Here is an 18,549-nt window from a genome sequence, read left to right as displayed (position 1 = left end):
TATACCTGAGCGCCACCAAGGGGAGCCCGGCAATGGGCTGAGAAACCGCTGAACGCTACAGCGCGGTGACCCTTCGAACCTGATCCGGATCATGCCGGCGAAGGGATGGGGCTTGTAACCTGCCTTTTTGCCGGCCTCACTGCGAGGCCAGTCCATGTCAATTGCCAAGGTCTCGCTGTCACCCTCATCAAGGACAGCAACATGACCGAACGTTTCAGCCAGTCCCTGCGCCGCCAGAGCGAGCCGACCTGGTCGGCGGCCGTTGGCCACCGTTTCGTGACCCGATTGTGCGACGGCAGCCTGCCTGACCCGATCATGGTCGACTACCTGGTCCAGGACCACCGTTTCCTCGACAGCTTCCTGACCCTGCTGGGCGCGGCCATCGCCACCGCTGACACGTTTGAAGCCCGCCTGCGCTTCGGCCGTTTTGCCGGGATGATCTCCAGTGACGAGAACACTTACTTCCTGCGTGCCTTCGAGGCCTTGGGTGTCCGCCCGGCGCAACGCAGTGAACCGGCCGATACCGCGCCTACCGCAGGTTTCAAGGCGATCATGCGCGAAGCGGCAGCCACCCGTTCCTATGCAGCGGCACTGGCGGTGCTGAACGTTGCCGAAGGCCTGTACCTGGACTGGGCGCTCAAGGCGCCGAAACCGATGCCGGACAACTTCGTCCATGCCGAGTGGATTACCCTGCATGACAACCCGGCATTCCAGGCATTCGTCGCTTTCCTGCAGGCCGAACTGGACCGCGTCGGCCCGCAGGAGGCCGCTTTGGCAAGTGACTTCTACCAGCGCACCGTGGCGCTGGAGCTGGCTTTCTTCGATGCTGTGTACCCGGAGGGCAAATGAGCATGGATATCTTCGAGCGCCTCAAGGCCGCTGCCACGCCACAATGGAACCGCTACGTAGACCATGACTTCGTGCGGCAGATGGGCGCAGGCACGCTGAGCGAGGAAGCGTTCCGTACCTACCTTGTGCAGGATTACCTGTTCCTGATCCAGTTCGCCCGCGCCTGGGCGTTGGCCGCCTACAAAAGCCGCCGCCCGGCCGACATTCGTGCGGCGCAGGCCGGGCTGTCGGCGATCCTGGATGAAACCGAGCTGCACTTGCGACTGTGCGCGCGCTGGGGCTTGACCCAGGCAGACATCGAGGCCGCGCCAGAGCATCAGGCCACGGTGGCATACACCCGTTATGTGCTGGACTGCGGCGCAGCGGGCGATCTGCTGGAGCTGCATGTGGCACTGGCACCTTGCGTGATCGGCTATGCCGAAATCGGCCGGACCCTGGCCGAGCGCATTGGCGACTTGAGCAATCACCCCTACCGCGAGTGGATTGGCGAGTATGCCGGGGAGGGCTACCAAGGGGTGGCCGCAGCAGCGCGCAAGCACCTGGATGAACTGGCCGCGCGCAGCATGACCGAGCAGCGGTTCGCCGAACTGGCAGGGATTTTTGGCCAGGCCTCCAGCCTGGAGGCGGATTTCTGGCAAATGGGGTTGGACGGGACCGTGTAAACCGCCGTGGGCTGGGTGATTACTACCCAGCCCAGGACCGCTTTGGTGCATGGGCGCCTCAAAATAAGTCGTCCCGCACACTCCAGATCGTCAGATCGCAGCTTTAATGTGCACAGTGCATATGGATTTCTGGGCGAACAGCCCGATTTCTTCCGGGTGGCGGCGCAGGAAAAAGCGGCCCGCATATTGCTCTTTCTGCTCCCAACTACAAACCCGGAGCCCCGTGCAATGAGCTCACCCAGCGAATTTCCCCTCAGCGAAGCCCCCCAGTCCGCCCGCAAGGGCCTGCTGCCGATCGCGATGGTCTTGTTCAGCTTCACCTTCTTTACCGGCACGATGTTCGCCGGCGGCAAGCTGGGCATGGCATTCAGTTTTGTCGACATGCTGTGGGTGGCTACCCTCGGCAACAGCCTGCTGGCCTTGTATGCCGCAGCGTTGGCCTTCATTGCCTCGCGCAGCGGGCTGAATACCGTGTTGATGGGGCGCTTCTGTTTCGGTGAAGCGGGGAGCCGGCTCTCGGACTTTCTGCTGGGTTTTGCCGAACTGGGCTGGTATGCCTGGGGTACGGCCACGGTGGCGATCGTGCTGGTCAAGCTGCTGGGGCTGGCGGATGGCTTCGGTATGCCGTTGATGGTGCTTTTCGGGCTGGGTTTCAGCATTACGGCCATTATCGGTTTCAAGGGGCTGGACCTGCTGTCGCGGGTGTCGGTGCCATTGATGTTCGTGCTGCTGTTGGTGTCCATGTACATCGCCACCCGCGATGCCGGTGGCTTTGCCGGCCTGGCTGCAGTCGTCCCGCATGAAACCATGACCTTTTCGGCGGCAGTGACCATGGTCTTCGGCACCTTCGCCAGTGGCGCCACCCAGGCCACCAACTGGACACGGCTGGCACGCAGTGGCCGGGTAGCGGTGATCGCCAGCGGGGTGGCATTCCTCCTTGGCAACGGCCTGATGGTGGTGGCCGGGGCGTGGTGCGCGATGGTTTACCAGCAGGCCGATATCGTCGACGTGATGATGCTGCAGGGCCTGTCGTTCGCGGCCGTGGTTATGCTGTGCCTAAACCTGTGGACCATTCAGGGGCCGACCATCTACAACGTGTCGGCCGCCGCCTGCCACTTGTTGCGCAGCGAGCGCCGGCGCACGGCAACGCTGGTGGCGGCCGGGGTTGGCATTGTGCTGGCGATGGGTGGCATGTACGAAATGCTGATCCCGTTCCTGGTGCTGCTGGGGTCGATCATTCCGCCGGTGGGTGGGGTGATCATGGCTGACTTCTGGTATCGCCACCGCGGCAAATACCCGCCACTGTGTACGGCAAACCTGCCTCGCTACAACCTCACCGGGCTGTTTGCCTATGCCGTGGGCGCTGTACTGGCCTATGCCTCACCGTGGGTCGCGCCGCTGGTGGGCATCGCCGCCTCGGCAGTGTGCTACATCGTCATTCTGGAGCTGGGCGCACGCCGCCGCGCGCCGGGCCAGGCGGGCGTCGAGCCGTGAGCCTGGCGCTGGACGAGATACTGCATTTGCCCGGTCTGCACGAAATGCAGGTGCGGGCCGGAGCGCGCAACCTGCAGCGGCGGGTACGCTGGCCTTACGTGGCGGAGAACGAGGGTATCGCCGAATGGGTGATGGGCGGTGAACTGGTATTCGTCACCGGCATCAACCACCCGCGCGGCGAAGCCAACCTGCTGAGCCTGGTGGAGGATGGCGACGCCGTGGGCATTGCCGGCATGGTGATTCTCACCGGCGGCAGTTTCATCCAGAGCATCCCGGCGCCCGTTGTCGCGCGCGCCGAGCAACTGGGCTTGCCACTGATCGAACAGCCCTACGCGCTGAAGATGGTGGTGGTCACCCACCTGATCGGCACTGCACTGGTGCAAATGAGCCAGGTACGCCGCTCGCGCAACGACATCCTTGGCCAACTGCTCACAGGCGACTACCCGAGCCTGGCAATTGCCCGGCAACGGGCAGCACACCTGCAACTGGCGCTGGATAAACCGCGGCGCCTGCTGGCGTTGCGCCTGACGGGCGTGAACGCCTTGTTCGAGCGCCAAGGGCTGGCGCACGGCGAGCGTACCTGGCAAGCCACCCGCCAGGCCCTGGAAGACCAGCTCGAAGCCTGGTGCCGCCAGCGCCCCGGCAGTGTGACGGCGCAGTTGCCGGGCGACCTGTTCGTGGTGCTGCTGGCCGATACACAGGACTTACCCGAGACGTTGGGCGCGCTGTACCGGCAGCTGCAAGCCGCGACAGGTGAACTGGGCCTCTACATGGGCCTGTCGAGCCTCGCTGACGATTGCGCGCACTATCGCCAGGCCCTCAACGAGGCACGCCAGGCGCTGGATGTGGCGCAGCATCTGCGCCCGGCCAACGGCTATTGCAACTTCAGCGAGCTCGGCGTATTGCGCCTGCTGCAAGGTATTGTCGACCGTTCGCTGGTCGATGATTTCGTCAGCCGCACCCTCGGCCCGCTGATCGCCCCTGGACGCAAACACGCCCATGCTTTGGTGCATACCCTCGACGCCTTGCTCATGGAAAATGGCAACGGGCTCAAGGCCGCACAGCGTCTGGGGCTGCACCGCAACACGATCAATCAGCGCATCCAGCGCATCGAACAACTGAGCGGGCAGTCGCTGGACGACCCGCTTTTTCGCATGAATGCTTCGGTCGCCATGCTGGTATGGCGCATGAGCGAAGCCCACGGCAAGGAGTAACTGCATGAACATCATCAACGCACGCCTGCGCGGCAAGCCTGGCCTGTTCCGCGTCGAACTGAACGGCGAGCGCATTGCCGCCATCGTGCCCCAGACCGACGTCGTGGCTTCCGCTACGGCCAATGACCTGGACGCCGGGCAAAACCTGGTGGTCGCGCCCTTTGTCGAGCCGCACATTCATCTTGATGCCACGCTGACCGCGGGTGAGCCGAAGTGGAATATGAGCGGCACGTTGTTCGAAGGCATTGAACGCTGGTCGGAGCGCAAGGAAATCACCACTCAGGACGACATCAAGACCCGTGCGAAAAAAACCATCGGCATGCTGGTGGACCACGGTATCCAGCATGTGCGCACCCATGTCGATGTGACCGACCCGAAACTCACCGCGCTCAAGGTCATGGTCGAGGTGCGTGACGAGGTGCGTGAGCTGATCGACCTGCAGATTGTCGCCTTCCCGCAGGAGGGCATCGAGTCGTACGCCAACGGCCGGGCGCTGATGACTGAAGCCGTGGCGATTGGCGCCGATGTCGTCGGCGGCATTCCGCATTTCGAAAATACCCGCGACCAGGGGGTATCGTCGGTGAAGTTTCTGATGGACCTGGCCGAGCGCACCGGCTGCCTGGTGGATGTGCACTGCGACGAGACCGACGACCCGCAATCACGTTTCCTCGAAGTGTTGGCCGAAGAAGCCCGGGTACGCGGCATGGGGGCCCGGGTCACGGCCAGCCACACCGTGGCCATGGGCTCGTATGACAATGCGTATTGCTACAAGCTGTTCCGCCTGCTCAAGCTGTCGGGCATCAACTTCGTGTCGTGCCCGACCGAGAGCATTCACCTGCAAGGGCGCTTCGACAACTACCCGAAACGTCGTGGTGTGACCCGCGTGGCCGAGATCGACCGCGCCGGCATGAACGTGTGCTTCGGCCAGGACTCCATCGTCGACCCGTGGTACCCACTGGGCAATGGCAATATCCTGCGCATTCTCGAAGCCGGCCTGCACATCTGTCACATGCTTGGGTATGAAGACCTGCAGCGCTGCCTGGACCTGATTACCGACAACAGCGCCCGCACCCTGAACCTGGGCGAGCGCTATGGCATAGAGGTAGGGCGGCCGGCGAACCTGTTGCTGCTGTCGGCGCCGGATGATTACGAGATGGTGCGCAGCCAGGGGCACGCGTTGGTGTCGGTACGCAATGGCAAGGTGCTGATGCAGCGCACGCCAGCGCAGGTGCAACGTTTGCGCTGACGCTGTTGTTGCCTCAGGTGCACAGGGCGGCCAAGGCGTGGCTTGCGACTTGTGCATCCTGCACTGCAACACCGGTCAGGTCCGCCAAGGTAATCTGGCTGTCGTGCTCACGCCCCTTGGCACGGCCAGCCAGCAGCGTACCCAGCTCGATCAGCTGGTTAGCGTCGATGCGGCCACAGCCGAGGGCATGGGCCACTTCGCCGTACTGGCTGCACTGGGCGATGGCGTCGACGATGATGCGGTCCGCCCTTGCCACCAGTGCCGGGTCCAGTTCCTGCTTGCCGGGTGCATCGGCACCGACGGCGGTGATATGCGTACCCGGCTGGACCCAATCGCTGTGCAACAGCGCCTGGCGAGAAGGCGTGGTGCAGACGATCAGGTTTGCCGCGCCCGCAACCTCGGCCGCATCCTGCGTGCTGTGCACTGCGAAGCCCAGTTCGCGGGCAAATGCGGTATAGGCCGCAAGCCCGCGTTCATGCCGGCCCCAGACAATCACCTGGCGACAATCGGTCACCGCGCGAAGCTGCTCAAGCTGCATCTGCGCCTGCATGCCGGTGCCGAGGATGCCAATGGCCTTGACCTGGGATGGCGCCAGCAGCCGGGCGGCGATACGCCCGGCCAACGCGGTGCGCATGGCAGTCAGCCAGCCTTGGTCCTGCAGCAGTGCCAGCGGCTGACCGGTGTGTGCAGACAACACAAGCATCAAGCCATCATTGCTCGGCAGGCCCTTGGACGGGTTGTCGTAGAAGCCTGTCGAAAGCTTGACGGTGAAGGTCGGGCTGCCTTCGATGTAGGCCGACTTCACGCAACAGTCACCGTTCGCGCCCTTGAATGCGAAGCCCTGCACGGGCGGCACCTGCACCTTGCCTTCGGAATAGGCGATGAAGCCTTCCTCCAGTTGGCTGACCGCCAACTCCGGGTTGAAATGGGCGACGATCTGCGCCTTGCTGAAGACCCTCATTGAACGGCCTCGAGGAACTTTTCCAGCAGGATGTTACGGCCACACAGGATCACGGCGACACGCTTGCCCTGATAGCGTTCGGCGAGCCTCTGCATGCCGGCGACCGCAACCGCAGCAGCGCCTTCGATGATCCAGCGCTCACTGCTGGCGATGTCGCGCATGGCGCAGCGGATTTCATCCTCGCTGACCAACACGGTATCGGTGAGCAGCGCCTGGCAAAGCGGGAAGGTGATGGAGCCTGGCTCGACGCCGCCGGCCGTGCCATCCGACAGCGTTTCGCAGGCATCCAATTCGATGATTTCACCGGCCTTGAGTGATTGCTGCAGGGTTGGGTCATTCGCCGGCCAGCAGCCGATGATCTCAGTGCCCGGCTTGAGTACGCGCAGGGCGGCGCCGATGCCGGAAATCATCCCGCCACCGCCCACGGCGACGAACACCGCGTCCAGGTCTGGCGCCTGCTCGAGCAACTCCATGCCTATGGTGCCCTGGCCGGCAATGACTTGCAGGTCGTTGTAAGGTGACACGAAAGGTACGCCCTGGGCCTTGGCTTGCCTGGCTGCTTCCAGCTCTGCACTCAGCGGGTCGGTGGGCAGGCAGACCACTTCGGCGCCCAGCGCGCGCATTGCCTCTGTTTTGTATGCCGATGCGCCCGTGGTGGTGTAGACCTTCACTGGCACGCCAGCCATCTTGCCGGCCAGGGCCAGGGCCTGCCCATGGTTACCGGATGAGGCGGCTATCACCCCCTGCTTGCGTGCCTCGGCCGGCAACAGGCGCATCTTGTTGCTGGCACCGCGAAACTTGAACGAACCGGTGTGCTGCAGGTGTTCGCATTTGAGCAGCACTTCACAGCCGGTCAGTGCCGACAAACGAGGGCTGTGCAAGAGCGGGGTAATGCTGACGGCCGGGCGGAGCGCCGCGTGGGCGTCCTGAATGTTTTGGTGCAATGTATCAAGGAACTGGGCATCAACGGACGGGGTGGCTGGCATGACGGGTCCTTGCAGGCGCGTGGATAATTTGTCCACCATAGAATAATATTCCACCAACAGCAAGAGCGTGTGCCTTCAGGCAGGCAATACCGCCTAGGCCCTGACTTCCTTCAGGTATTTGTACACGGTGGCCCGCCCCATGCTGAGGACGTTGGCAACGTAATCGGCGCCGCTGCGCCCCTCGAATGCACCCTCGGCATGCAAGGCCAGGACAAGGTTGCGTTTGTCTTTCATCTTCAGGGTCTGCAGCGACAGGTTATGCGCCTGCAGCCACGCTTGCAGGAAGGTGTTGATGCGCTCCTGCCAATCGTTGCGGAACAACGCATCCGGTTGCGGCTCCAGCCGACTCATCTGGAAGAACGCATCCAATGCCACACGCGCCTGTTCCAGCACCGACACGTTCAGATTGATGCACATCAGATACTCGGCTTCGCCTTGCGGATTGTGCAGCACAGCACTGATCGAGCGGACCTTCTGCCCGTTCCAGTTGAGCTTCTCGTAGGGACCAAGGTTGGTACCCTTCAAAAGGTCCCCCAGTTCTGGACCGAGTGCCGAATCATCGCCGAGCTTGCGATGTGAGAAATTATTGGCGATATGAACGATTGTCTGACTGCGTATCTCATGAATGACGACTTCCGCGTGGGGGTACAGCAGCAGGGCAATGCTTTCAGCGATTGCCTGGTAATTTTCCAGTGTCATGCATTAGCCAATGGTCTGTTGAAGAATGCCTATGGTGGCCCTGGAGAATACTGGGCACAAGACGGATCTTTGCCGGGTCGGGATCAAGGCCTGGCTGCGAGCCGCTCGCCTCGGCCATTACTGCGTCAGCAGCATCCCAGGTCCTCCAGAGGCATCCGCAGCATGGGGCGACCTCGCCTTGGCCTGGCTCCGCCAATTGTTGGTGGAACAGGCCAAGGCGTTGGCTCAGGGCTGAAGATCGCCGCTGTCGCCGATCAGCCCGAGCGCTTCGATGGCCAGCAGCGCGCACCGCTCATCGTTGTCCGAGGTATCGCCACTGACGCCGATGGCGCCCAGCAGGCGACCTTCTGCATCGCGCAGAAGAACGCCGCCGGCGACCGGAATCACCTCGCCACCGGTGAGGCTGTTGATGGCATCGAAGAACGCCGGCATGGTCTGGGCGCGGCGCGCCAGTTCGCGGCCGCCGAAGCCCAGGCCCAGGCAGCCGCGGGCCTTGCCGGTGGCGATCTGCGGGCGCAGGAAGCTGGCCTGCTCATCGCGCAGCACCGCCAACGGGTGGCCGGCGCTGTCGAGCACCGCTGCGGCCATAGGCTTGAGGTTCAAAGCGCGTGCCTGGTGCAGGGTCGCGACCGCCAGTTGCACTGCCAGTTCGAAGTTGAGCGTTGTCATGCTCACAGCCTCCATTTGCCGAGTTCGGACACGCGGTCGCGGGTGTAGAGGTCGGTCCATTTCAGCGAATTGAAGTCCGACACCTGCTTGGGGTTGTAGGCGGTGCGTTGCAGCCGTACCGGCTCGCCGGCCTTGTACACCGCCTGCAGCCGAGCGCGGTCTTGAAGGATGCGGATGTCGTCCAGGGGCGAACCGTCGAGCACCAGCAGGTCGGCCTGTTTGCCCGGTTCCAGGGTGCCGAGCGTCTCGCCGCGCGGCATCAAGCGTGCGCCGACATGGGTTGCGGCGAATAACGCTTCGGCCGGGGTGAAGTCCAGATGCCGTACCAGCAGCTCCAGTTCGCGAGCGTGCCATTCGCCATAGGGTGTGACAGCAAAGCCGCTGTCGCTGCCGCAGGCGAAGGGTACGCCGGCGGCCTTGGCACGCTTGAGTACCGGCGCGCCGAGCTCGAGGGTCCGGGCGCAGTAGGCGGCGTAGCCGGTGCTGATAGCGGGGTCATGGGGCTGGCAGAAGTCGACGGTGTTCTGCGGGAAGGTCATGGTCGGAGCGAGCACGCTGCCAGCCTCAAGCAGCGCTTCGATGCAGGCGTCATCCATGTAGAAGGCGTGGAACACCAGGTCGACGCCAGCCTTGGCCGCGCACATCACCGCTTCCCGGCCATAGGCGTGGGTAGCCACCCGGCAGCCGAGGCGATGAGCTTCGTAGACCATCTCACGGGTCTCGTCGGCGGTGAAAGCGGCGATGATTTCACCGTTGGGGCGACGGTGGGTGCCGTCCATGGCGATCTTGATCAGGTCCACGCCGTCCTTGGCCTGCTTGCGGATCTGGGCAATGGCATCGTCACGGCTGGTGACCAGCGCGGCGGTGAAGTACTCAGGGGCGCCGACGCGGGTGGGGAACCAGTCGTTCAGGCTCTGTCGATTGGTGATGACTCGGCTGCTTGCAGCGATACGGGGGCCTTCGAACAGTCCGGCGTTGACCGTATTGCGCACGGCAATGCTGAGTTGGCCACTGTCGCCGGGGCAGACCATGGACGTCACGCCGGCAGCCAGAACGTGCTGAGCGAAGAACAGCCCCCGCAGGGCGCGAAACTCGTCGCTGGTCCAGATGTCGATGTCTTCCTCGCTCTGGGCATTGCCAAACGCCAGGTGGGTGTGCACGTCCACCAGCCCGGGCATGACGAACTGGCCGTGGGCTTCACGGTCGCCGGGTTGTGGACGGGGTGCCTCGGCGGTTGGCCCGACATGGCGGATCACGCCGTCTTCGATGATCAATGTCTGTCGTTGGCGGGTGTGCAGGCCAGTGCCGTCGAACAGGGTGGAGCAGTGCAGGTGCAGGGCACTCATTGGTGAGCTCTCTCATCTTGGGGGTGGTGCAAGGCTAGGCTGTGGCGACTGCCCGGCACCAGCAGATGCTATTGATGGCCAGGTATCGATGGCATCGATACCTGGCGCTCTCTGGCGCAGAAACGAGAACGGCGCCAATCGGCGCCGCCCAAGCCAGGGCCGGCAGCGCCGATCAGGCCGTGTGGCCGCCAAGGGTTTCGGCGATCCAGTCGGCGATGTAGTGCCCGGCATTGATGCTGTTATCGAAGCTCGAATGCTGCACGCCACCTTCACGGTCAGTGAAAATCTTCAGTTCGCGTTTCGGGCTGTTGACCAGTTGCTCGTAGGTGCGGTGTGCCCATTTGAGCGGGATCTGCGAGTCTTTCTCGCCGTGGGTGACCAGGAACGGTACGTGGATACGGTCGAGGACACCGTCGAGGTGTACGTTTTCGGCGATGCGCATGAAGTCGTCCAGGTCCTTCGCCCCCCAGACCCATTGCACGTGCGCCCAGTAGTGCGGCACCGGGAAGTTGCCTTCCTTCTCCAGGCGACGCTTCTGCACGTCGCGCCAGTCGTGGTTGGCGCCCCACACCACGCCGCAAGCAAAGCGCGGTTCGAACGCCACTGCGCGCGGACAGTAGTAGCCGCCCAGGGAAACGCCTTCCAGGCCGATGCGCCTGGCATCGACATCAGCACGGGTTTCCAGCCAGTCCACTATGCGGCTGGCCCAGTGTTCGCTGTCATGGCGTGCCGTCATGCCGTGGAGGCGAAGCGCTTCGCCGGTGCCGGGCTGGTCGACAATCAGCGACGACACGCCTCGCCTGGCCAGCCAGGCAGGCAGGCCGACGCGGTATTTCATTTCCTTGGTTGAATCCAGCCCGTTGACTTGCACCAGCAGCGGTGCCGGGCCACTCACGCCTTCTGCGCGCACCAGCAGTCCCGAGAGGTGCTTGCCTTCATACGGGATCTCTACGCGCTCACAGTTCTCCTTGGCCAGATCGATGCCACGGGCGAAGGTGTCGAGGAAGCGCTGATACAAGGCTGCACGACCCGGCGCGCCGTGGGCCTGCAAGCGTTCGCAGGTGAGGTAATAGGTGGCCGCGCGGTTGTATTTTTCGCCGGCGGACAAGCGTCGGCCGGCGGTTTCGTCCTCTTCGGCCAAGCCGCACAGCTTGTCGGCCATGGTCGACCATATTTCCCGGAAGGCCTGGGTGCCGGCGGCGTCGGGCTGTTTGGCGGCTTCCTGCAGCGGTGCGCACATTTCCTCGATTTCACCCATGCGGGCACCCATTTCGATGGCCAGATCCACCGAGAGGTTCCAGACGTAATTGGTGGGGAAGTAACGGAACATTCTTGTTGTCCTTCTGCGGTCGTGGAGTCCGGCGCCCACTTGAGCGACAGGCAGGCAGGGCGCGGTTTGAAGGCAAGGTACGCAGGCAGGGCAGGGTGGGGCCAATCGTGATCAGGGATGCGAGGTATCGCGAAACGCGATGCCCCAGCACCGTTGCGGTGTCTGGGGCGATGGCCGCCGCTCAGGCGGTGGCGCGCAGAGCATCTGGCTGCGTGCTGGCGCACTGAATGACATCGCTGATGCGCTCGCGAAGCCATCTGTGCATGGGGTCGCCGTCCATGCTGCGGTGCCACAGCATGAATTCACGCATAACCGGGATCTTCACTGGCGGTGGCAACAGGCGCAGCGGCAGGTAGCCGGCATAGAGTTCGGCCAGTCGGCGGTGCATGGTGGCGACCCGTACGGTGCCCACCAACAACTGGGGCAGGGTGTTGAAGTCGTTGGTGATGACTTCCAGCCGCCGATTGAAGCCGTACTGGTTCATGAACCAGTCCTCGATGCTCAAGTGACGGTTGCGGCCAAAGCCTACCGAGATGTGGCCCATCTGCATGTACTGCTCAAGTGTCAGATGCTCGCCCACCTCGGGGTTGTCGCGCCACACCACGCAGACATGATCTTCCTCGAACAGCAGCTGCGCCGGATGGCCCTCGATGAGATAGCGCTCGGGCACGATCATCATGTCGACCTCGCCGCGCATCAGCAATTCGGCGCTACTGTCGCCTGGGCCGATCATCTCGAAGGTAATCTGCGGCGCCTCCTGATGGATTTTCTGGATGACCTGAGCGAATACCACACTGATCAGGTAGTCCGAGGCCACCAGGCGGAAGTGTCGCTTGCTGGCGGCCGGATCGAACACCGGCTTGGCCGTTATCGAGGCGCGAATGGTCAGCAGCACCTCGCGTACCGGCTTGGCCAGTTCCAGAGCATAGGGAGTGGGCTGCATCTTGCGGCCGACCTGCACCAGCAACTCATCCTCGAAAAACGTTCGCAAACGCCCCAGCACCCCACTGGTAGCCGATTGAGTCATGTGCAGGCGCTCGGCGGCGCGTGTGATGTTTTGCTCCTCGAGCAGGATGTCCAGGGCAACCAGCAGGTTCAAGTCCAGGTGGTGAAAGCGCATGGTGATAGCTCTCGGTTCTTGTAGTTATTTTCGCGATACCTTCCCGCTGCATTGCCGATACGTCAAGACCTTCAAGCCACGATACCGAGCCAACGCCACAGCTCATGGGCTTTGGCCCAGGTATCGCGATTGCCGATGCCTCGCATTCTGACTCGCGATTGGTCACGCCACCCCGCCACCGAGCAACCTGCACGCCAGTCGTACGGCCGATGTGCCGCCGCGACCCACTACCGGTGACCTGCCTCGCCGAATAACAATTTCAATGGAGTGGTAGCCATGAATATTCTTGGTCTCGACGCGCTGGTGTTTGGCGTCGACGATATCCAGGCCTGTGCCGATTGCCTGCGTGACTATGGCCTTGATGCCGTTCAACTGGACGGCGACGGTGGCCGTTTCGAGGCGCTGGACGGCACCTCGATCATTATCCGCCGCGGCGACGACCCTGGCCTGCCGCCAGCGCTGGGGCCGACCCCATCGCTGCGCGAGACCGTTTACGGCGTCGCTTCGAGCACCGATCTGGCGGCCATCGCCGACGAGCTGGGCCGTGATCGCGAAGTGCGGCGCGACGCCAGCGGCGCGTTGCACACCTTCGACGACCTGGGCTTTGCCATTGCCTTCCAGGTGACCTGCCGTCGCCCCTTCGACGCGCCGGCCGACCTTACCAACGCCCCCGGTAGCGCACCGCAGCGCCCGATCAACCAGCTGGGCATTGCCCCGGACATGCCGGCCTTGCCGCGCACCTTGTCCCACGTGGTGTACTTCGTACCCGATGCGGCCAAGGGCGAAGCGTTCTACCGCGATCGCCTGGGCTTCGTCACCACCGACAGCTTCATAGGCGTCGGCCCGTTCATGCGCACCGCCGCCATGGACGATCACCACTGCCTGTTCATGATCCAGACCCCACCGCACATGCAGGGTTGCGAGCACTTCACCTTCCATATGGGCAGCGGCACCGAGGTCCTGCTGGCCGGTACGCGTTTCCAGCAGCAGGGCTGGACCAGCTTCTGGGGCCCGGGCCGACACCTGCTGGGTTCCAACTGGTTCTGGTACTTCAACAGCCCGCTGGGCTGCCACATCGAGTACGACGCCGACATGGACAAGCACGATGACGCATGGGCGGCGCGTCAGGCGCCGATGTCGGCCGACAACTCGCAGCTGTTCCTGTTCGCCTCGCGGGAGAAATGGGCACCCAGCGGCCCACCTGCGAAGCAGGGTTGAAAAATGGCGTGGGTGGAGCTGTGCCGGCTCGATGAGCTGGGCGAGGGTCAAGCGCGCGGTTTCGACCCACAGGGCAGGGGCGCGGACAGCCTGTTCGCCCTTCGGTACCTGGGCCAGGTACGCGTCTACCGCAACCTGTGCCCGCATTTGATGGTGCCCCTGGAGTACCGCAAGAACCGCTTTTTGAGCGCCGATGGCCAGTGGATCGTCTGCTACGCCCACGGCGCGCGCTTCACGCCCGAAGACGGCACTTGCGTTCACGGCCCCTGCCGAGGCGAAGCCTTGGAGGCACTCGATCACAAGGAAGCGGGCGGCTGGCTGCTATTGCCGCTTGAGCAGCTCGATCGCTGACCTATCGCGCCGCGCGATAGGTCGCATCCCGCGACGCGATTGGTCATGGACCGGCGCAGGCGGGAAGCTGTGCATAGGCACAGGAAACGGCCGCCCCGCATGACGGGGCGCACAACAAGAACAAAACGTGAGACATGCCATGAATACTGTGAACAACGTGTTGATCGTGGGCGGCGGAATTGGCGGGCTGTGTGCCGCCATCGCCTTGCGCCGCAAGGGCATCGCCGTCGATCTGGTCGAGCTGAAAACCGAGTGGACCGTCTACGGTGTCGGCATCATTCAACAGAGCAATGTGGTGCGCGAGATGCACCGGCTGGGCCTGCTCGAAGCCTACCTTGATGCCGCCTACGCCTTCGAGGACGTGGCCATCTATACCACCGAAGGGCAGCAACTGGCGCGCATCCCAGGCCAGCGCCTGGCCGGTCCGCAGTATCCGGCCAATGTGGGTATCTCGCGCCGCGCCCTGCACAAGGTGTTGAGCGAAACTGCCATCGAACTGGGCACCCAGGTGCGCCTGGGCACCTCGGTGGAAAGCTTCGAGCAAGACGACAGCGCAGTGGACGTGCTGTTCACCGATGGCAGCCAGGGGCGCTACGGTCTGATGGTCGGCGCCGACGGGTTGTTCTCGAAAGTGCGCAGCGTGCTGTTCGGTGATCGTTATCAGCCGCGTTTCACCGGGCAGTCGGTGTGGCGCTACAACTTCCCGCGTGCTGCAGGTATCGACCACCTTGCCAACTACCAAGGTCCCTCTGGCAACGCGGGGCTGGTTCCGCTGGCCGATGACCTGATGTACCTCTTCACCACCTCCCACGAGCCGGGCAACCTCTGGATGGAACCGGCCGCTTTGGCTGATGGCCTCCGCCAGCGGCTTGCCGGCTTCGGCGGGCTGATCGGCGAATTGCGCGAGCAGATCGTCGACAACGCCGGGGTCGTTTACAAGCCGCTTGAAGCGGTGTTTGTCGACGAACCCTGGTACTGCGGTCGAGTGCTGCTGATCGGGGATGCCGCCCATGCCACCACGCCACACCTGGGGCAGGGGGCAGGCATGGCCATTGAGGACGCCGTGGTGCTCGCCGAGGAGCTCACCGCGGGTGGCAGCCTCGACGCGCAATTGCAGCGTTTCATGGGCCGGCGTTTCGAGCGCTGCAAGTTCATCAGCGAAATGTCCCTGCTGGCAGGTGTGAAGGAAATCCAGCGCGATCCTTCCTTCGACCGCATCGGCCTGGTCAAGCGCATGCTGGAGGTCACCGCGCAGCCGATCTGACCCCCCGTACCCGGCACGCCCTGCCTTGTCGGCGCGCCGGCCCTATGCCAACACCGACGCACAATAAAAACAAAGAGGAAACCCCGATGTTGACTCGCAAAGGTGCATTCGCACGGCCGTTACCGGCGCTCAAGCCCCTCAGCCTGGCGCTTGTCGCGCTGGCCGCAAGCCAGGCGCAGGCCTTCGAATTCGATACCGGCAACCCCGACCTGCGGGTGCGCTGGGACAATACGCTGAAATACAGCGCCGCCTGGCGTACACAGGACGCGAGCAGCAAGCTCACCGAAGGGCAGACCGCGCTGAACCTGGACGACGGTGACCGCAACTTCGACAAAGGCCTGATCTCCAACCGCCTCGACCTGCTGTCGGAACTGGACATTACTTACAACAACGTCGGCGCACGGGTCAGCGGCGCGGCCTGGTACGACGATGTCTACAACCAAGGGACTGACAACAACGACCCTGGCCGTGCCAACAGTTATTCGGTCGACTACGACGCGTTCACCGACGACACGCGCAAGCTGCATGGACGCAAGGGCGAGCTGCTCGACGCCTTTATCTTCGGCAAGACCGAGATCGGCGACATGCCGCTGTCCGGCCGTTTGGGTCAATACGCCATGCAGTGGGGCGAGAGCCTGTTCTTTGGCATGAACGGCATTGCTGGCGGCATGGCTCCGGTGGACGTGGTCAAGGGGCTGTCGGTACCCAACACGCAGTTCAAGGAACTGATCCGTCCGGTACAGCAGATTTCCGGACAACTCCAACTGACGCCGGATGTGTCGGTGGGGGCCTACTACCAGTTCGAGTGGGAGGCCAACCGCCTGCCTGCAGCGGGTAGCTATTTCTCCACAGACGACTTCTTTGGCGATGGCGCCGAGCGCATGTTCGTCGGCGCGCCGGTGTTCCCCAGTGGCCAACCTCTGGCGTTCTTCCACGGCAACGACAAGCAAGCCAAGGACTCAGGGCAGGGCGGCATGCAGGTGCGCTGGCGCACCGAGACGGTCGACTGGGGCCTGTACGCCATCCGTTTCCACGACAAGTCGCCGCAACTCAATGTACGCCCGAACTTCGCCAACCTCGACCCGGTCAGCGGCAAGGCCGGCGAGTTCTACTGGGTGTATCCCGAGGGTATCGAGGCGTTCGGTGCGAGCTTCTCCACCACCGTTGGCAACTTCAACCTCGCCGGTGAGTTGTCAACCCGCTGGAACCAGCCGTTGGCCTCGACCAACCAGCATGCGTTGGCCGTGGGCGAGGCGATCGACAATGACGATAACCCGGTTTATGCCACCGGCCGCACGCTGCACGCCAACGTCTCCTGACTTGCCAGCCTGGAGCCGAACTTCATCGCTGCCGAGTCGAGCTTCCTCGGCGAAATCGCCTGGAACCGGGTGATGAGCGTGAGCAAGAACGCCGATGCCGTTGACCCTAACGCCGACCGTGACGCCACCAGCCTGCGCCTGGTGTTCGAGCCGATGTACCGGCAGATCTTACCGGGTCTGGACCTGTCGGTGCCGATCGGCGCGAGCTACACCAACGGCGCGTCGATGGCGCTGGGCACCGGTTTTGGCACCGATCATGGCGGTGACCTGAACATCGGCCTGAAAGGCAACTACCTCAACACCTGGAGTTTGGGCCTGACCTACACGCACTACTACGGCCCGGAGAACACCTTCCTCGACGCCGATAACCACTACACCTTCGAACAGTCGCTCAAAGACCGCGACTTCATCGCCTTCACTGTCAGCCGCACCTTCTGACCGAGGACCACCCGATGAAACACAATAATAAAGTCGTTTCCCTGCTCACTGCCCTGAGTGCCTCGCTGCTATTGGCCCACGGCGCCGTTGCCGCAGTGCCCGCCGAGCAGGCGGCCATGCTCAAGACCAGCCTGACCCCGCTCGGTGGCGAGCGGGCCGGCAATGCGGATGGCAGCATTCCTGCCTGGACCGGTGGCTACATCCAGGCCGACCCGGCCTACAAGGAAGGCGGCAAGCGTGGCGATCCGTTCGCCAGTGACAAGCGGCTGTTGAGCATCACCGCGCAGAACATGGCGCAGTATGCCGACAAGCTGACGCCGGGCATCCAGGCCATGTTGAAGAAGTACCCGGACAGCTATCGTCTCGACGTCTTCCCGACGCACCGCAGCGCTGCCGCTCCGCAGTCGGTGTACGACGCCACCCTCGCCAACGCCACCAGCGGCAAGCTGGTGGACGGCCCCGCCGGCCCCATGCCCGAAGGCGCATCCGGCGGCATCCCGTTCCCGATCCCGGCCAATGGCGTGGAAGCCATGTGGAATCACCTGCTGCGTTGGCGGGGTGCGTCCTGGCACGCCAGCTTCAATCAGTACCTGACCACCGCCGACGGCAAGCACGTGCTCACCAATGACTCGCGGGCCGATTTGCAGATGCCCTGGTACCTGCCGGGTGGCAGTGGCGACAAGGGTGTGTTCTGGTCCATCCGCATGACCAACGACGGCCCGCCCCTGCGTGCCGGGGAGGCCATTACCGGCCTTGAGAACCTCAACGCCGACAAAGCTGCTGTCTGGACCTACCTGCCTGGTCAGCGCCGTGTGCGTCGCCTGCCCAACGCCTGCTGCGACACACCGACCCCGGCCACCGCCGGCGTCATGAGCTTCGATGAGCTGTACGTGTTCAACGGTCGCCTCGACCGCTTCGAGTGGAAGCTGGTGGGCAAGAAGGAGATGTACATCCCCTACAACGCCAACAAGGTGTTCACCGCCAGCAACGCCGAGGCGCTGCTGGCCCCCCATCACCTGAACCCCGACGCCATCCGCTGGGAGCTGCACCGTGTGTGGGTGGTGGAGGCGACGCTGAAGAATGGCCAGCGCCATGTGATGCCGCGTAGCACCTACTACCTCGACGAAGACACCTGGGCTGCCGTGCTGGGCGAGCGCTATGACGCCCGCAACCAGTTGGCCAAGGTGGTCTGGACCTCGCCGGTGGTGCTGCCTGACCTGCCGGGCGTGGTGACCTTGACCAACGGCTTCTACGACCTGCTCTCCGGTGCCTGGTTCGCCGGTGACCTGTTCGCAGGCAAGAACGAACAGTACCGCATCGTGCCGCCCTACAAGGACTCGGTGTTCACCGCCGACGCCATGGCCGGCGAGGGCGTGCGCTGAG

Annotated in this window: 16 protein-coding genes, 1 pseudogene and 1 riboswitch; of the genes and pseudogenes, 10 read left to right on the top strand and 7 right to left on the bottom strand. The window is 63.6% G+C overall.

Annotated features, from left to right (window positions below; all coding sequences use genetic code 11):
• The first annotated feature begins 8 nt into the window (after positions 1-8).
• Positions 9-123: riboswitch (TPP riboswitch) on the top strand.
• A 78-nt stretch (positions 124-201) separates the two neighbouring features.
• The 5 genes from LU682_RS14600 (at position 202) to codA (ending at position 5,465) form a co-directional block, all read left to right on the top strand.
• Positions 202-849: a TenA family protein gene (locus LU682_RS14600; protein WP_010954070.1), complete on the top strand. Its 648-nt coding sequence runs from the start codon at positions 202-204 to the stop codon at positions 847-849.
• Positions 846-1,511 (top strand): thiaminase II, encoded by a 666-nt coding sequence (tenA, locus tag LU682_RS14595; RefSeq protein WP_049587920.1) that lies wholly within the window; start codon positions 846-848, stop codon positions 1,509-1,511. The genes LU682_RS14600 and tenA overlap by 4 nt, the downstream gene beginning before the upstream one ends.
• 228 nt (positions 1,512-1,739) lie before the next feature.
• Positions 1,740-3,005 (top strand): cytosine permease, encoded by a 1,266-nt coding sequence (gene codB / locus LU682_RS14590; protein ID WP_010954072.1) that lies wholly within the window; start codon positions 1,740-1,742, stop codon positions 3,003-3,005.
• A complete protein-coding gene (locus tag LU682_RS14585) occupies positions 3,002-4,219 on the top strand; it encodes a PucR family transcriptional regulator (RefSeq protein WP_049587918.1) in 1,218 nt (405 codons plus the stop codon). Before codB ends, LU682_RS14585 begins: the two co-directional genes overlap by 4 nt.
• A 4-nt stretch (positions 4,220-4,223) precedes the next feature.
• The gene (gene codA, locus LU682_RS14580) at positions 4,224-5,465 is read left to right on the top strand and encodes a cytosine deaminase (RefSeq protein ID WP_010954074.1); all 1,242 of its coding nucleotides are present in this window, start codon (positions 4,224-4,226) and stop codon (positions 5,463-5,465) included.
• Between the two features lie 13 nt (positions 5,466-5,478).
• Here the strand turns inward: codA and LU682_RS14575 are convergent, their stop codons facing one another.
• From LU682_RS14575 to LU682_RS14545, 7 genes are all read right to left on the bottom strand, one after another.
• Positions 5,479-6,426 (bottom strand): ornithine cyclodeaminase family protein, encoded by a 948-nt coding sequence (locus LU682_RS14575; RefSeq protein WP_010954075.1) that lies wholly within the window; start codon positions 6,424-6,426, stop codon positions 5,479-5,481.
• Entirely contained in the window at positions 6,423-7,412 is a 990-nt protein-coding gene (locus LU682_RS14570) for a threonine/serine dehydratase (RefSeq protein WP_049587916.1), read from the bottom strand. The genes LU682_RS14575 and LU682_RS14570 overlap by 4 nt, the downstream gene beginning before the upstream one ends.
• 93 nt (positions 7,413-7,505) lie before the next feature.
• The gene (locus tag LU682_RS14565; RefSeq protein ID WP_010954077.1) at positions 7,506-8,111 is read right to left on the bottom strand and encodes a helix-turn-helix transcriptional regulator; all 606 of its coding nucleotides are present in this window, start codon (positions 8,109-8,111) and stop codon (positions 7,506-7,508) included.
• Between the two features lie 225 nt (positions 8,112-8,336).
• A complete protein-coding gene (locus tag LU682_RS14560; RefSeq protein WP_049587911.1) occupies positions 8,337-8,780 on the bottom strand; it encodes a GlcG/HbpS family heme-binding protein in 444 nt (147 codons plus the stop codon).
• Between the two features lie 2 nt (positions 8,781-8,782).
• Complete coding sequence (locus LU682_RS14555; protein WP_010954079.1) at positions 8,783-10,126, bottom strand: metal-dependent hydrolase family protein; 1,344 nt, start codon at positions 10,124-10,126, stop codon at positions 8,783-8,785.
• A gap of 172 nt (positions 10,127-10,298) precedes the next feature.
• Entirely contained in the window at positions 10,299-11,456 is a 1,158-nt protein-coding gene (locus LU682_RS14550) for an alpha/beta hydrolase family protein (protein WP_020191688.1), read from the bottom strand.
• 181 nt (positions 11,457-11,637) lie between these two features.
• The gene (locus tag LU682_RS14545) at positions 11,638-12,576 is read right to left on the bottom strand and encodes a LysR family transcriptional regulator (protein WP_010954081.1); all 939 of its coding nucleotides are present in this window, start codon (positions 12,574-12,576) and stop codon (positions 11,638-11,640) included.
• A gap of 276 nt (positions 12,577-12,852) precedes the next feature.
• Between LU682_RS14545 and LU682_RS14540 the strand changes: the two genes are divergently transcribed.
• The 5 genes and pseudogenes from LU682_RS14540 to LU682_RS14520 all read left to right on the top strand — a co-directional run bounded on the left by LU682_RS14540 (position 12,853) and on the right by LU682_RS14520 (position 18,548).
• Positions 12,853-13,794 (top strand): VOC family protein, encoded by a 942-nt coding sequence (locus LU682_RS14540; RefSeq protein WP_010954082.1) that lies wholly within the window; start codon positions 12,853-12,855, stop codon positions 13,792-13,794.
• A gap of 3 nt (positions 13,795-13,797) precedes the next feature.
• Positions 13,798-14,145 (top strand): Rieske (2Fe-2S) protein, encoded by a 348-nt coding sequence (locus tag LU682_RS14535; RefSeq protein ID WP_049587910.1) that lies wholly within the window; start codon positions 13,798-13,800, stop codon positions 14,143-14,145.
• 139 nt (positions 14,146-14,284) lie between these two features.
• The gene (locus tag LU682_RS14530) at positions 14,285-15,409 is read left to right on the top strand and encodes an FAD-dependent oxidoreductase (RefSeq protein WP_232856774.1); all 1,125 of its coding nucleotides are present in this window, start codon (positions 14,285-14,287) and stop codon (positions 15,407-15,409) included.
• An 86-nt stretch (positions 15,410-15,495) separates the two neighbouring features.
• Positions 15,496-17,166 (top strand): annotated as a pseudogene (locus tag LU682_RS14525) (DUF1302 domain-containing protein).
• Positions 17,167-17,180: 14 nt separating this feature from the next.
• The gene (locus tag LU682_RS14520) at positions 17,181-18,548 is read left to right on the top strand and encodes a DUF1329 domain-containing protein (protein WP_051122564.1); all 1,368 of its coding nucleotides are present in this window, start codon (positions 17,181-17,183) and stop codon (positions 18,546-18,548) included.
• Position 18,549: the final 1 nt, after the last annotated feature.

The organism is Pseudomonas alloputida, assembly GCF_021283545.2.
GTDB classification, from domain to species: domain Bacteria; phylum Pseudomonadota; class Gammaproteobacteria; order Pseudomonadales; family Pseudomonadaceae; genus Aquipseudomonas; species Aquipseudomonas alloputida.
The sequence above is the reverse complement of the archived record's forward strand: the minus strand, read 5'-3'. Positions and strand labels throughout refer to the sequence as shown.

Excerpts from the sequence above, each read along its gene's own strand:
- LU682_RS14600 (WP_010954070.1), top strand. The coding sequence starts at position 202 with ATGACCGAACGTTTCAGCCAGTCCCTGCGCCGCCAGAGCGAGCCGACC.
- tenA (WP_049587920.1), top strand. The coding sequence starts at position 846 with ATGAGCATGGATATCTTCGAGCGCCTCAAGGCCGCTGCCACGCCACAA.
- codB (WP_010954072.1), top strand. The coding sequence starts at position 1,740 with ATGAGCTCACCCAGCGAATTTCCCCTCAGCGAAGCCCCCCAGTCCGCC.
- codA (WP_010954074.1), top strand. The coding sequence starts at position 4,224 with ATGAACATCATCAACGCACGCCTGCGCGGCAAGCCTGGCCTGTTCCGC.
- LU682_RS14575 (WP_010954075.1), bottom strand. The coding sequence starts at position 6,426 with ATGAGGGTCTTCAGCAAGGCGCAGATCGTCGCCCATTTCAACCCGGAG.
- LU682_RS14570 (WP_049587916.1), bottom strand. The coding sequence starts at position 7,412 with ATGCCAGCCACCCCGTCCGTTGATGCCCAGTTCCTTGATACATTGCAC.
- LU682_RS14565 (WP_010954077.1), bottom strand. The coding sequence starts at position 8,111 with ATGACACTGGAAAATTACCAGGCAATCGCTGAAAGCATTGCCCTGCTG.
- LU682_RS14560 (WP_049587911.1), bottom strand. The coding sequence starts at position 8,780 with ATGACAACGCTCAACTTCGAACTGGCAGTGCAACTGGCGGTCGCGACC.
- LU682_RS14555 (WP_010954079.1), bottom strand. The coding sequence starts at position 10,126 with ATGAGTGCCCTGCACCTGCACTGCTCCACCCTGTTCGACGGCACTGGC.
- LU682_RS14550 (WP_020191688.1), bottom strand. The coding sequence starts at position 11,456 with ATGTTCCGTTACTTCCCCACCAATTACGTCTGGAACCTCTCGGTGGAT.
- LU682_RS14545 (WP_010954081.1), bottom strand. The coding sequence starts at position 12,576 with ATGCGCTTTCACCACCTGGACTTGAACCTGCTGGTTGCCCTGGACATC.
- LU682_RS14540 (WP_010954082.1), top strand. The coding sequence starts at position 12,853 with ATGAATATTCTTGGTCTCGACGCGCTGGTGTTTGGCGTCGACGATATC.
- LU682_RS14535 (WP_049587910.1), top strand. The coding sequence starts at position 13,798 with ATGGCGTGGGTGGAGCTGTGCCGGCTCGATGAGCTGGGCGAGGGTCAA.
- LU682_RS14530 (WP_232856774.1), top strand. The coding sequence starts at position 14,285 with ATGAATACTGTGAACAACGTGTTGATCGTGGGCGGCGGAATTGGCGGG.
- LU682_RS14520 (WP_051122564.1), top strand. The coding sequence starts at position 17,181 with ATGAAACACAATAATAAAGTCGTTTCCCTGCTCACTGCCCTGAGTGCC.